Source organism: Streptomyces sp. NPDC045695 (assembly GCF_056432025.1).
Genome location: NZ_JBWKJU010000005.1, coordinates 20,474 through 33,636, shown reverse-complemented (window position 1 = coordinate 33,636; position 13,163 = coordinate 20,474). Strand labels below are relative to the sequence as shown.

14 protein-coding genes are annotated in these 13,163 nt (G+C 71.4%); 5 read left to right on the top strand and 9 right to left on the bottom strand.

All coding sequences use genetic code 11. The annotated features are described in order from the left end of the window. Positions 1-79 precede the first annotated feature (79 nt). A complete protein-coding gene (locus tag AC07DU_RS11185; RefSeq protein ID WP_479110804.1) occupies positions 80-943 on the top strand; it encodes a hypothetical protein in 864 nt (287 codons plus the stop codon). A 43-nt stretch (positions 944-986) separates the two neighbouring features. On the opposite strand, the gene AC07DU_RS11180 is transcribed toward AC07DU_RS11185, so the two are convergent. From AC07DU_RS11180 to AC07DU_RS11160, 5 genes are all read right to left on the bottom strand, one after another. Beyond that, on the bottom strand, positions 987-2,006 hold the full coding sequence (locus tag AC07DU_RS11180; protein ID WP_360889338.1) for an SPFH domain-containing protein: 1,020 nt from the start codon (positions 2,004-2,006) through the stop codon (positions 987-989). Between the two features lie 3 nt (positions 2,007-2,009). Beyond that, on the bottom strand, positions 2,010-2,441 hold the full coding sequence (locus AC07DU_RS11175; RefSeq protein WP_479027853.1) for an NfeD family protein: 432 nt from the start codon (positions 2,439-2,441) through the stop codon (positions 2,010-2,012). 485 nt (positions 2,442-2,926) lie between these two features. Continuing rightward, complete coding sequence (locus tag AC07DU_RS11170) at positions 2,927-3,322, bottom strand: hypothetical protein (RefSeq protein WP_479110802.1); 396 nt, start codon at positions 3,320-3,322, stop codon at positions 2,927-2,929. 133 nt (positions 3,323-3,455) lie between these two features. Then, positions 3,456-3,701 carry a DUF3072 domain-containing protein gene (locus AC07DU_RS11165; protein ID WP_479027859.1) on the bottom strand — a complete coding sequence of 82 codons (246 nt, stop codon included), beginning with the start codon at positions 3,699-3,701 and terminating at the stop codon, positions 3,456-3,458. Between the two features lie 9 nt (positions 3,702-3,710). After that, positions 3,711-4,463: a hypothetical protein gene (locus tag AC07DU_RS11160; protein WP_479110800.1), complete on the bottom strand. Its 753-nt coding sequence runs from the start codon at positions 4,461-4,463 to the stop codon at positions 3,711-3,713. A gap of 264 nt (positions 4,464-4,727) precedes the next feature. Between AC07DU_RS11160 and AC07DU_RS11155 the strand changes: the two genes are divergently transcribed. From AC07DU_RS11155 to AC07DU_RS11145, 3 genes are all read left to right on the top strand, one after another. Further along, the gene (locus AC07DU_RS11155) at positions 4,728-5,579 is read left to right on the top strand and encodes an aldo/keto reductase (protein WP_479110798.1); all 852 of its coding nucleotides are present in this window, start codon (positions 4,728-4,730) and stop codon (positions 5,577-5,579) included. A 367-nt stretch (positions 5,580-5,946) separates the two neighbouring features. Then, positions 5,947-6,429 (top strand): ATP-binding protein, encoded by a 483-nt coding sequence (locus tag AC07DU_RS11150; RefSeq protein ID WP_479110797.1) that lies wholly within the window; start codon positions 5,947-5,949, stop codon positions 6,427-6,429. A 227-nt stretch (positions 6,430-6,656) separates the two neighbouring features. Then, complete coding sequence (locus AC07DU_RS11145) at positions 6,657-7,841, top strand: PP2C family protein-serine/threonine phosphatase (RefSeq protein WP_479110795.1); 1,185 nt, start codon at positions 6,657-6,659, stop codon at positions 7,839-7,841. Between the two features lie 35 nt (positions 7,842-7,876). Here AC07DU_RS11145 and AC07DU_RS11140 read toward each other — a convergent pair whose 3' ends face one another. The 3 genes from AC07DU_RS11140 to AC07DU_RS11130 form a co-directional block, all read right to left on the bottom strand. Beyond that, positions 7,877-8,380 (bottom strand): MarR family transcriptional regulator, encoded by a 504-nt coding sequence (locus tag AC07DU_RS11140; RefSeq protein ID WP_360889356.1) that lies wholly within the window; start codon positions 8,378-8,380, stop codon positions 7,877-7,879. A gap of 98 nt (positions 8,381-8,478) precedes the next feature. After that, entirely contained in the window at positions 8,479-9,750 is a 1,272-nt protein-coding gene (locus AC07DU_RS11135; RefSeq protein WP_479110793.1) for a PP2C family protein-serine/threonine phosphatase, read from the bottom strand. Continuing rightward, positions 9,747-10,757: a SpoIIE family protein phosphatase gene (locus tag AC07DU_RS11130; protein WP_479110791.1), complete on the bottom strand. Its 1,011-nt coding sequence runs from the start codon at positions 10,755-10,757 to the stop codon at positions 9,747-9,749. The genes AC07DU_RS11135 and AC07DU_RS11130 overlap by 4 nt, the downstream gene beginning before the upstream one ends. 410 nt (positions 10,758-11,167) lie before the next feature. Here AC07DU_RS11130 and AC07DU_RS11125 point away from each other — a divergent pair, with 410 nt between their 5' ends. Then, the gene (locus AC07DU_RS11125) at positions 11,168-11,668 is read left to right on the top strand and encodes a MarR family winged helix-turn-helix transcriptional regulator (protein WP_479027878.1); all 501 of its coding nucleotides are present in this window, start codon (positions 11,168-11,170) and stop codon (positions 11,666-11,668) included. A 21-nt stretch (positions 11,669-11,689) separates the two neighbouring features. Here the strand turns inward: AC07DU_RS11125 and AC07DU_RS11120 are convergent, their stop codons facing one another. Then, complete coding sequence (locus AC07DU_RS11120; RefSeq protein WP_479027881.1) at positions 11,690-12,970, bottom strand: PP2C family protein-serine/threonine phosphatase; 1,281 nt, start codon at positions 12,968-12,970, stop codon at positions 11,690-11,692. Positions 12,971-13,163: the final 193 nt, after the last annotated feature.

Sequence of the window (13,163 nt, the reverse complement as noted above, 5' to 3'; positions counted from 1 at the left end):
CTTTGAGCCGCTGCTACCCCTTGTGGTTACTCGCCGGGGCGGTGGTCACTTGCCGCACCCGTCTGCCCACAATCAGCGTATGCATGAAACCTTCGTCGAGCTGGGATCCGTCACCGCACCGTTCGGCGTGCTGGTGCTGGGCATGGCCGGGTGGCTCGACCACTGGCGGGAACTGGGCCGGCCCCTGTCCGAGCGCGCCAAGGCAGTAGCGTCGTCGGGAGGAGGTCACCTTCGGGAGTGGCTGTGTGAGGCAGTCGCGGTTCCTGCGGCCGGCGACCGGCCTTTGTCCGTGCGGGCGAGCACCTCGCGCTCCCCGTTCGACGAGGAACCGACCATCGCAACCTTGGAGATCAGTCTCGGACTCCCCTGGCCTGGGACCGCGGACCGATCGGTGCCGGTCCGGCTGGGAGACCTTCCCGTCGACCGGTGCGGCATGGCCATCGGCGACGCCGCAGGGCTGGACGCGTGGACGGGAATGGACGACGAGCCGGCCGACGGGCTCGCAGATGTCACCTACTGGGGTCGCTACGAGGAGGAGGCCTACGCCCGGTTCAGCGGTGAGCGGATCGGGCAGTACGGCGTCGACGGACCGCACGGCTGGCTCGACCTCCCGCTGTCCGAGGCGGCCGCACGCGCGGCTGAACTCACCGCCTGGTGCGACCGCCTTCATGGCAAGGGCCTCATGGTCTCGATCGACAAGCACACCGACTTCCACCGCTTCCGGCGAGCCGGACGGCACCACCCTCTCCGCGTCGGCGCGATCGAGGTGGGCGGCTGCCAGGTGCTCGGGATCGCGTGGGACCCAGGCGACCACTCGATCAGGCACCGCGGTGAGCGGGACGCCGGCCAGGTCTATCCGGTCACGCTCGAAGCCGACGAGGCGGGAGGGATGGTGATGCGGTGGACCATCCCGCCCTACGACTTCGACGACGAAGACGAGTGACGCGCCCAGCTCCGTAGCTCCGCCGGACGGGCGGCCGGGCCCGTTACGGCAGCGGCCCTGAGGTGGGGTCGGCTTTCGCCGCGTCCGCGAGGGCCTGGGCGGCGGCCTGCGCGGCTTGGGCCGCGTCGTCCGCGGCCTGGGCCGCCCTGTCCTCCGAGGAGGACGCGCGCGTGGCGGGCGACTGCGGGAGCACCTCGCCGAAGGCGCGGGACACGGCCTGGAGCGCGGAGGTGACCTCGCCGGGGATCACCCAGAAGGTACTGCCCGCTCCCTGGGCGAGCTGGGGCAGCACCTGGAGGTACTGGTAGGCGAGCAGCTTGGGGTCCGGGTCGTTGCGGTGCACGGCCTGGAACACTTCGTCGATCGCGCGGGACTGGCCCTCCGCCTTGAGGATCGCGGCCGTCCGGGCACCCTCCGCGCGCAGCACGGCGGACTGCTTGTCCCCTTCGGCGGTGAGTATCTGCGACTGCCGCTGTCCCTCGGCCGCCAGGATCGCGGCCCGCTTGTCCCGCTCCGCCCGCATCTGCTTCTGCATCGCGTCCTTGATCGACTGCGGCGGATCGATGGCCTTGATCTCCACGCGGTTGACGCGCAGCCCCCACTTGCCCGTGGCCTCGTCCAGGACGCCACGGAGCTGGCTGTTGATGGTGTCGCGCGACGTGAGGGTCTTCTCCAGGTCCATGGAGCCGACGACGTTGCGCAGCGTGGTGACCGTGAGCTGCTCGACCGCCTGCAGGAAGTTCGCGATCTCGTAGGCGGCCGCCCGCGGGTCGGTGACCTGGAAGTACAGGACCGTGTCGATCTCGACGACGAGGTTGTCCTCGGTGATGACCGGTTGCGGTTTGAAGGAGACCACCTGTTCCCGCAGGTCGATCACGGGATGGACGCGGTCGATGTAGGGGATCACGACGTTGAGGCCGGGTTTCAGCGTGCGGAGGTAGCGACCCAGCCGTTCGACGTTGCGGGCGCGCGCCTGGGGGACGATGCGTACCGCCCGCACCACGGTGAAGACGGCGAAGACCGCGGCAATGAGGCCGACGACGAGGAACGCCGAAGCTTCCATGGTTCACTCCCGGGGGTATACGAGTGCGGTGCTGCCGCTGATCTCCATGACGTCGACGGTCGTTCCGGGAGGGATCACCAGCGTGTCGTCATAGGCGCGGGCACTCCACTCCTCGCCGTCGATGCGCACCCTGCCGCCCCGCCCCGAGACCTCGGTGACGACGTAGGCGGCCTTGCCGACCAGCGCGTCCACGCCGAACCGCGCCTCTTGCAGCGGGAGGAGGTGGCGCAGGGCGAAGGGGCGTACGAACAGCACGCTGAGCGTCGCGACCAGGGTGAACACCAAGAACTGCAACGGCAGCGCAAGGCCGAGGGCGGCGCAGCCGGCGGTGACCGACGCGGCGGCCGCCAGCAGGCCCAGCGCGGCGGTGAGGGTGAAGACCTCCGCGACGGCGAGCACCGCCGCGGCGATCAGCCACATCAACCACGGTTCCATGCCAGCCCCTCCTCACGTCACGGGGGCGGAACGAAGAAGCGGACGGTTCGACCGTACTTTTACCGGAATTTACCCATTTGCGGTGAAGGGAATCCGATCGATCGCGGGGTTTCGGCGGGTCCCGGGTCCCGGCGGCTGGTCCGGGTAGGTGAAGGACAGGGGCTTCCGTCCGACGCGAAGGTCCGCAGAGATTCATGATCGCCACCGCCACCGCCGAGGGCCAGCAGGCGCATGTGTGCCACGCCTCGCGGGAGTGTCCGTGGGCCGTGTCATGACCCCCGATCCGGTGACCGTGGCGGCCGGGACGACGATCGAGGAGTTCCTCGCCGGTGGGGGCTGGTGACGGCCGCCAGGATCGACCGGATCCCGTGGCAGCAGCGGCACGAGGTCACGCTCGGCACGCCGTCGCCCGGCTCGCCACCACGCGGCCCCGGCCCTGATGATCGCGACGGGCGCGGATGGCGTGAGGGCGGCCTCCGCCGCCCTCACCCGGGCACACGGCGCAGGAGGCGGCGCAGGGCACAGGGCGGTCTTCGAAGCAGTTGCCGGACCAGTCGCCGAAACGTCCTCGCGGGCCGCCACCCACCCGACGCGCGCGTCGGGAAGGGCACCTCGGGCATGAGGAAGCGGCGGTAGCGGGCGTCGGGGGTCATCAGGGAGCAGAAGGGGGTGTCACCCATGTCCTCGACGAGGAGGGTGAGGGGCTTCGGCGGGTCCGTGGGGAGCTCCGCGTGCAGCACCGTGCCGCGCTTCTCCGGCCTACGGCGGTAGGCCACGACCTTCCCGTCGACCAGGACCTCGGTCTCATGCCCGGGCCATTCGAGGAGCACCGTGACGGAGTGCCCCTCCAGATCCACGTGGAAGCGATGCGTGCGGGACATCGTCGGCCTCCCGCGAGCGGAACGTCCCTTCTGTCTCCCCTTCACCCGTAACGTACCCAGCGTGCCCGTCACCATCGCGGGCGGCCGCGACCGGCCCTGCCACCCCGGCCCGCCGCCTACGGAGACGCCGTGCCTACGGAGCCGATGCGGCGCCGGGCCCGCTGCCTTCCCTGCCGGTGTCGGCCGAGCCGCCGGTCCTGGGCGAGGCCTCCTGTAGCCGGTCGATCATCTTGGAGGCTTCAGCCTTCGTGAGGTTCGCAGGGACCTCTTCGCTCGTTTCCCTGGCAAGGGTGTGCAGGTAACTCAGCTGGGGTCCGGTCGCGGGCTCGTCTCCAGTCACCCATTCCTCTACGTCCTTGCTCGGATTCTGCTCGCTCATACTGTGGGACTACCCACTATTCGCCGCGGATCCCACGGAGGCGGCGTAGTGGTCGAGGTACTCCTGGAGGTGGGGGGCCAACGCGACGCCCGGGTTCGTGGTGTTCAGGTGCATCCACAGCTCGTTCTCCACCACGAAACGGTAGGCGAACTCCTCGAAGGTCGAGGCGCACCGCACCAGCGACTCCGCCGCCGCGGCACGGAAATCGGCCGCCTGCGCCGCGACCGGCTCCTGCTCGGCGAGCGCCATGTCGGGGGCGAGCTCCAGGTCCATGTGCGAGCAGACCACGAACGTCTCCCCCGAGGGACGCAGGTACAAGTACCAGATGACGCAGTCCTGCTGATCCCGGAGGAACCGTACGAGGCGTGCGCCCTCCTCGACCGGACTCCGCAGCGCTCCGGACAGATCGCTCCAGCAGGCGGTCACCGACACCTCGTCGAAGGCGCGGCAGAGGCTGCCGCTGCCGTAGAAGGTGCGGAAGTCGGCCGGAAGGCGCAGGCCGAGGGGCGCCAACTCGGCCTCCACGGCCGCGAGGCGCTCCCCGTGACCTGGCTCCGGCCCCGACTCCGGCCCCAGCCACCCGAAGCCGCCGTCGAGGCGGACGGAGTCCAGGGAGGGCAGGCTCTCCAGCGGGTAGACCTCGTAGGTGAACTCGCACGGCCGGTGGGAGCCGAGGTCGGTGGCGCACCATCCGGTGGGGAAACGGAAGGACGCGGGCGCGGGTACGGGTGCTGGTGCGGGTACGGGTACGGGTGCGGACATGAGGATCCCCCTGGATGGCGCCGGTTGAGCGGTACGGTCACATCCTCGTACCCGCCACTGACACCCGACGGGGCGACCGCGTGTACGACGGCTGGTCCGGCTCCGCAGCGCGCGCCCGTCCGATGGACAAGGGGGCGGAGCGGAGTAACTCACCGCTGTGGCCCCCGTTGGTCCGCTCGGCGGCTCACGCATCCGACGACGCCTACCCGGCTCTGCGCGGAAGGCTTCCACCCCCACCCACTGACCTCGTCGAAGGAAGACCCCATGCGGAACGTCACGCTGAACAACGGCGTCGAGATCCCGATCCTCGGCTTCGGCGTGTACCAGATCCCGGCCGAGGAGACCGAGCAGGCCGTCACCGCGGCCCTCGCCGCCGGCTACCGGCTGCTGGACACGGCCGCCGCATACGGGAACGAGGAGGCCGTCGGCCGGGCGATCAAGAAGAGCGGCATCCCGCGCGAGGAACTGTGCGTCACCACGAAGCTGTGGATCCAGGACACCCCCGCCGAGCAGAACGCCCGGCGGGCCTTCGAGAGGTCGCTGGCCCGGCTCGGCCTGGACCACGTCGACCTGTATCTGATGCACCAGCCCTACGGCGACGTCTACGGCCAGTGGCGCGCCATGGAGGAACTGAACCGGGAGGGCCTCGCCAAGGCGATCGGCGTCGCCAACTTCTACCCCGACCGGCTCGTCGACCTGATCCTCAACAACGAGATCACGCCCGCGGTGAACCAGATCGAGACCCACCCGTTCTTCCAGCGCACGGCCGACCAGGAACTCATGCGGGCGCGGGGCGTGCAGATCCAGTCCTGGGGCGGATTCGCCGAGGGGAGGAACGACCTGTTCACCCATCCGCTGCTCAGCGAGATCGGCGCCCGGCACGGAAAGTCCGTCGCCCAGGTCGTGCTCCGCTGGCTGATCCAGCGCGACGTCGTCGCCATCCCCAAGTCGGTCCGTCCCGAGCGCATGGCGGAGAACTTCGACGTCTTCGACTTCGCGCTCACGGACGACCAGATGGCGGCCATCGCCACCCTCGACACCGGAAAGTCGCTGTTCTTCGACCACCGCGACCCGGCCATGGCCGACTGGTTCGCCAAGCGCCGCATCGACGGCTGATCGCCTGCTCATACCGCAGCCCGACGCAGCATTTCAGGTCAAGCCCTCGACCTGAATGACGAATTTCTTTTCGAAATGAAGGAATCCGGCGGGTGAGAGATTGGAGAGTATTCGCGACGCACACGCGTACCTGCCGCAGGGCGAGCGCCTGACGCCGGCCGACGACGGACAAAGGCGCGAGTGTCCGCCCGCACGAACGCCCGAGAGTTTCCACGCATCCCACGCCAGAGGGCGATCACCTTCACCGCTCCGGGGTGCGGGCTACCGACACGGTGCGACAGGCGGCGTTACGCACCTGTTATTCCGGGCAATTGCTTCGAGGTGGAAAGCCATCGCAACCGGAAGGCCAGAAGCCGAGGTGAGCCGCGTGAACCGCTGGGAGAAGAGCACAGCCGTCGTGTCAGCACAGGAAGTCGTCTGCCTCTCGGCACGCCGGCCCGGAGCCGTCGCGGAGGCGCGCAGGCGAGCACGGGGGTTCCTGCGGGGTCTGGACCCGGCCGTCGAGGAGGGCGTGGGCGACGCGGTCGTGCTGGTCGTCTCCGAGCTGGTCACCAACGCACTGCGCCACACAGGCGGCACGTGCTCCTTCGAGCTGGCGGCCGCCGAAGCCCATGTCGACGTCTGTGTGCGCGACACCAGCTCCCGTCTCCCGCTCATACGTCCCCCCGACCTGAGCGGTGAGACGGGCGGGTTCGGACTGCCCTTGGTGCACCGTCTGGCGAACGCGGTCACGGTGACCCGCGAAGGGCACAGCGGAAAGACCGTCCGCGCCCGCATGGCGCGCCATCCGGTCCCGTCGGCGCGCGGGCGCAGGGCCGTACCGTCCCCCTCTGGCGATGCCGCGGAGTAAGTGACGCGGCGCCGGCCGCCGGCCGGCGGCTCCCCGTCGGCGAGCCTTCATCACGGGGCCGGTTAGCCTTCATAATTGTCACATGACAACTATGAAGGTGGCTGACTGCCCCGACGGCTGCGAGACCCGCTCGACATGGTGGTCGTGCGGACACCGCCGGCCGCGTACGGCTCATCGGTGCGCCCGCTCACCGCAGGTCTCGTCCTCCTTCGTAACGTCTCGACAGAATGGCCCTCACCATGACGAACTTCCTGGCCGTGGAGCGCGCTGTCCGCACGGCAGCCCCGGACGATCTCCTGCGTACGCTCCGCGACGCGCTGGTCGAGCACTTCCAGGCGACCGCGGTGGAGCTGCTCTTGGCGGATTACAGCCTCACGTGCCTGCAGCCCGTGACCTTCCTGCCTCACACCGCGGAGCCGCTCCCCGTACAGAGCACCCCCCAGGGCAGGGCGTTCGCCAGTCAGGAGCCGTACCGGCAGGACGCGGCCGAGAACGACGCCGTCGATCTGCATCTGCCCGTCACGGTACGGGGTGACCGGTTGGGGATCTTGACGGTGCGCCTTCCCGAGCACAGATGCACGTCCGAGGCCGTCGGCGAACTGAGGGAACTGGCAGAGCTGTTGGGGCACGAGATCATCGTGGCCGAACGCGACACCGACCTGTACCTCCAGGCGCGCCGGGCCTCCCGGCTCACTCTGGCCGCGGAGATGCAGTGGCAGATGCTGCCCGCTCGCTCCTGCGCCCGCCCGGAGTACGCGATCGGCGCCCAGTTGGAGCCCGCTTACGACATCCACGGCGACAACTTCGACTGGTCGACCACCGGAGAGACCCTCACCCTGACCGTCACCAACGGCATGGGCCAGGGGATCGAGGCGTCACTGCTGACGAACCTCGCGATCAACGCCCTCCGCAACGCCCGTCGGGCGGGCATCGGGATCGCCGATCAGGCTGCCCTGGCCGACCAGGCCATCTACGCCCGTTACCGGGGCACGGAGTACGTCTCCACGCTCCTGCTGTCCGTCGAGCTGGCCACGGGGCGCGGGCACGTCGTGGACGCCGGCTCTCCGCAGCTGTGGAGGCTGCGGGACAAGACGGTGGAGCGCGTCGAGTTCGAGGCGCAGCTCCCCTTGGGCATGTTCGAGGAGACCCCTTATGTGACGCAGGACTTCGCTGCGCTGCCCGGCGACCGGCTGGTCTTCGTCAGTGACGGTGTGTACGCGGCCGCTTCCGCGGGCGGCGAGGTGTACAGCGAGCGGGCGCTGGCCCGGGCCATCCAGGCCACCCGGCTGCTGCCCGCCGCCGCGGTGCCGCGCGGCATCCTCCAGGAACTGGCCGCGCACCGTGGCGCGGACGCCGAGGACGACGCCCTGGTGCTGTGCATGGACTGGTTCGGCCGCGCAGCCACGGGCTGAGGGCCCCCGGCCCCCCGCCCGGCGGCATCCGTCGATCAGGCGATGTCGCAGATGTCGTTCGCGGCGGGAGCTTCTCCGGTGACGCCCATGTGTTCCAGGGCGGCACTGTGGAACGCGGTCATGCCCTCGAAGAGGGCTCGCTGCTGCGCGGGCGACATGCGGGTGAGGACTGCCTGGAGCTCGCCCGCCCGGGCGGCGCGTACGGACGCGAGGACGGCGCGTCCCCCGCGGCTGAGCCGCACTTCCAGTTCCCGCCGGTTGGACGTGGCACGGGAGCGGTGGATGAGGCCGGCGGCTTCCAGCCGGTCGCACAGCCGGCTGACGGACGGGGGCGTCGAACCGAGCACTTCGCCGAGGTCCCGCAGGTTCATGCCCTCCCGCTCGTCGATCACGGTGAGCGCGCGCAGCTGGGACGGCGGCACGGCGGTCATGGCTTCCTGACCGCGGCCCCAGAGCAGGTCCAGCATCTCCAGAAGAGCGGACGCCTGGAGACCCACCTGTTCAGGGTGGGGGGACGGCAACGGGAAGGCGTACGGCATCGCACTAATCTAGTCACCCCTGCGGGCGTTCGCCAGCCCGCTCGCGTGTGCCCATCCGCGGCACACGGGGTGCTGCCCGGTCGGGATGCCGGTCCGGCTCATCTGTTCGGTCCCCTCATTCTGAAGGCCAGGGCCAGGGTGTCGTCGGCGTGGCAGACGATGGTGTGCATGTCGGCTGCGACGGCGCCGGGAATCTCGGCCATCGGCAGGTGGGCGTGGTCGCGCAGTGCCCGGATCAGCCTGCGCTCGCCTTCGATCATGTCCCGGCGGCTCTCGGTGAGCCCGTCGGTGTACAAAAGCAGCAGGTCCCCCAGTGCGATGTGGACGGTCAGGACCGTGTCGCTGCCCGGGGAGGGGAAGCCGATGCCTCGGCCCCTCACCTCCAGGTAGTGCGCCGTGCCGTCGGCCCGCAGGAGCAGGGCGGGCGGATGGCCGCCGTTGGCCAGGTGCAGTTCCCCGGTGGCCGGGTCGAGCCGGCCCAGGAGCACGGTGGCCATCAGGTCCGCGTCGATGGGTTTCAGGAGCTCGTGCGTCCGGGCCAGGAGCGACTGCAGGGAGTGTCCCTCCAGTGCCAGCGCCCGCACGGCGTGGGTGACGGTGATGGCACTGCGGGTGCTGGTGACGCCATGGCCCAGCGCGTCGACGACGGTGACGTGGACCGTCCCGTCGGGCAGCACGAACCAGTCGTACAGGTCTCCGCCGGTGGGGGCGGCCGGGTCGGCCGGTGCGTAGTGGACGGCGAGTTCGAGGCCGTCGACTTGCGGTGGTGGGGGGCGCAGTGCGTCCTCGAGTTCGCGCAGCACCCGGCCGTGGGCGCTGCGCAGCTGCTCTTCCTGCTCTTCGAGCTGTACGTAGAGGGCCAGGACGCCCGCGTTGGTCTCGGCCAGTTCGTGCTTGAGGAGCCGGTGGTCGGCCGCGAGCGAGTCCGCGAGCGCGAGTGCGGCGCGCATCTCCTCCTCGGCGTCGGCCTGGGCGTCCGCGTCGGCCTGGGCGTCGGTACACCGCCCCGGGGACATCTGCTGTCGGGGCGGGGGGAGCAGGCCGGCGGAGTGCGTGAGGGGGGTCCGCCAGGTGGCGGAGTTCGCCGTGGTGGTGGGGGCGGGCAGCGCCAAGCCGTCGCAGGGCAGGGCCGCGGCCGCTTGCGGGGCGGTCAGGGTGACGACGAGCTGGTCGCCGTCGTCTCCGGCGCCCCTGTCGCAGGCGGCGGCGAGCTCGACGTGATGTCCGGCCTCGAACTGCCCCGTGGCCAGTTCCGTGACGGACAGGACCAGACGGCCGCGCACCTCGGCGGGCAGCCGGTGGTGGCGGGCGAGGGCGCGTACGGCCCGGCGCAGGGCCGTCACGTCGCGGAAGGTCTCACCGTTCGTCATCGTGAGCTGCGGGGCTGGGCCGCGACCACGGTGGCGTCGTCACGGGTGCGGTGGTAGCCGTGTACGAGGGCGGCGGCGAGCAGGGAGGCCGGCAGACGCAGCAGATGGGGCGGTGGGGTGTGGGCCCAGCGGAGGTCGATGCCGTCGCTGTGGAGGACGACGGTGGAGGCGCCGGCGAGGGGGAAGCCGTGCGTCCGGGGCGCCGGCATCCGCCAGCCGACCGTACCGGGCTGGCCGGTCAGCCGGTGGTGGACCTCGTCCGGGCCTATGGCCACGGCCCGGACGTTTCCCACGCCGCAGTACTCGGCCTCTCCGGCGGCGAGCCGCAGCAGGCCGACGGCGGCGCCGCGGGTGTGGCGCAGGGTCCGGTGCATGGCGGTCATGATCTCCGTGAGCGGCCGTTCGGCGTGGGTCCGGAAGGTGCGCACCGCCGCCTGTGCGGCCTCGGAAGCGTCGGGGCCGTGCCCGAGGCCGTCCACCACGGCGGCGGTGCGCAGACCGGTGAGGTCGGTGACCGCTGCGGCGTCCCCGCACTCGTCCTCGTTCGCCGCGGGCAGGCTGAGGAGTCCTACCGCCTCCCGGGCCGCCTCGCGTGCCTCGGGAAGGGTGAGCCGGGCGCAGATCAGGGTTCCGGTGCCGGCCCGCGTGCTGATGGTGAGGTCCGTGGCGATGCGGCGGACGGCGCCGAGCCCCGCGCCGAGGGTGCCCTTGGTGGTGTAGCCGTCGGTGAGGCAGCGTTCGAGTTCGGCCATGCCCGGCCCGCGGTCCGCGGCCAGGATCTCCAGGCCGCCGCCCAGCGGCAGCGGCTGGAGGTAGAGGCTGCCGTCGACGGCGTGCTTGTCGAGGTTTCCGGCGAGCTCGGAGGCGAGGACCGCCGCCTGGTCCGGCATGGCACCGGGCAGCCCGCATTCCCGCGCGAGGGACCGGGCGGTTTCGGCGGCGTCGTGCACGGCGCTGTGGTGGTCGATCCGTACCCGGCGGGTCGCCGGCGAGGGAGAGCCGGCCATCAGTGCGTCCACCTGTCGTGTTCACCGGTCCGGTCAATGGCCCCGTAAGCCGTCCGCCCCTCCAGCCGGCGCTCTGCGCGTGGGCGGGTACGGACCGCTCTGCTGATCACGAGGGCGCCTTTCGGCTAGGGGGCCGGGGCCGTCCGCAGGGCCGGGTATTTGCCGAGCGGTAACTGTTGCCCTGGGACAACTATAGGATGGACGGCCCGCCGAAGGGAAGCCGGACCCGCATCCGCCGGTCACCGGGGCAGGAGTTGCTCGTGGTGTCGTCGGGATACGGGCGGATGCGGCCGTTGCAGAGGGCATACTTTCGCCAGAGAGGGCAGACGCGGGAGACCCCGCGCGGAGGCGGTGGCGGATGCCGGCGGCTTCTGGGGGCATTGCACCTGCTCATGGAGGCGACCGCCACAATGAACCGCGCGGAACCGGCCGACGATCCTCTGTACGAGGCGTCCCGTGAGGTCGCGGACGCCGCCGAGGCGTTGGTCGACTGCTGGAACCGCGCGGGCCAGAACTCCTCACCCCGCCTTTCGGCCCTTCAGGTCCGGGCCCTGGTGGCCGTACGGCGCGTACCGGGAGCCAACCTCTCCCGGTTGGCGGAGATGGTCGGCGCATCGGTTCCGGCAGCGAGCAGACTGTGCGACCGGCTCGAGGCCGCAGGCCTCCTGCGCCGCGACCGCGCCGCCACGGACCGCCGCGAGATCGGCCTCTCCCTGACCAAGGACGGCGCGGACGCCCTCCTGTCCCTGTCCGAACGGCGCGCGGAGGACCTGCGCGACGTCCTGCGGCACGTGCCCGACGGGGAACGGGACGCCCTCCTGGCCGGCCTGCGCGCTTTCACCCGCGCCGCACACCCCCCGGACAGCGCTCCACCCGACAGCGCTCCACCCGACCGTGCCCCTGGGCGGTGAGCGGCCGCGGAGGTGCTCCGGTCACCAAGGCCGAGGCGGCGCCGACGGCGGTATGCGGGGTGTGATCCGGACGGCCAGGGCGAGGGTGTCGTCCGCGTGCGGGACGACGGAGTGCATGTCCGCGGCGATGGCGGGAGGGACTTCGCGCAGAGGGCGGTCGGCGTGCGTCCGGGCCGACGCGATGAGCCTGCGCTCACCTTCGGCCGGATCCTTGCGGCCTTCCAGGAGTCCGTCGGTGTACAGCAGGAGCAGGTCACCGGGGTCCAGGCGCTCCCTGCGTACTCCCTCACTGCCCGAGCCGGGGTGACCGATGCCCCTTCCCCGTGATGCGAGGCACCGTGCGGTTCCGCTCGTCCGCACCAGGACCGGCGCGGGATGGCCGCCGTTGGCGATCTGAAGTTCCCCCGTGACGACATCGAGCCGGGCCAGGAGCACCGTCGCCATCAGATCGGCATCGAAGGACATGAGGATGTGGTGGCTGCGGGCCAGGACGGAGTCCAGCGAATGCCCTTCCAGGGCCAGCGTGCGCACCGCGTGGGTGACGGTGATGGCGGTCCGGATGCCGCGCACGCCGTGGCCCAGGGCGTCGACCACGGTGATGTGTACCGTGCCGTCCGGCAGGGTGAACCAGTCGTACAGGTCGCCGCCGGTCGGGGCGCCGGGGTCGGCAGGCGCGAAGTGCACGGCCAGCTCCACCCCCTCGACCTCCAGCGGCTCGGGGCGCAGCGCGTCCTCCAGTTCCCGCAGCACCCGTCCGTGCGCCTGGCCGGCCTCCTCCTCCCGCTCTTCCAGGTGGACGTACAGGGCCAGGACCCCGGCGTTGGTCTCGGCCAGTTCGTGTTTGAGCCGCCGGCGTTCGGCCGCGAGCCCGTCCGCGAGGGCGAGGGCGGCGCGCAGTTCCTCGTCAGCCGCTCCCGTGTGGTCGGCCGGTGCGCCGGGGCCGTGCTCGGGCCGGTCGGCGCGCCGCGTTCCGCCGGGGAGCGTGGATTCCGGGGCCGGCAGGGTGATGTTCCAGGTCACCGAGGTGGCGGAGGCGGCCAGCGCCGTCAGGGCGAGCCCGCCGGCCTGCAAGGGGGACCCTGCCCGGGGAGCGGTCAGGGTGACGGCCAGGTGGGCGCCCGTGCCCGACGCGTCACGGACGGCGGTCAGCCTGACCGGATGCCCGGCCTCGAATTCGGGGGCGGCCATGTCGGTGACGGACAGGACGAGACGCCCCCGCAGGTCGGCGGGCAGCCGGTAGACCGCGGCCAGGTCGCGCACCTCTTCGCGCAGCGGGGGCAGAGACCAGAACAGCCGGCTCATGGTCGCGGGGTCCGAGCCGCTACCGCCGCCGCCCCGCCTGCATCCTCCGGGTGGCCCGGAAGCGCGGACAGCGCCTTCGGGGGGCTCCGCAGGGGGAGTTGGACGCCCGGGGAGAGCCGCCCCGCGGCGCGCGGCGCGTCCTGCACCGCTCTTCCCGCGCCCGGAGGCGCCACCGACGACACACTGCGGGAGG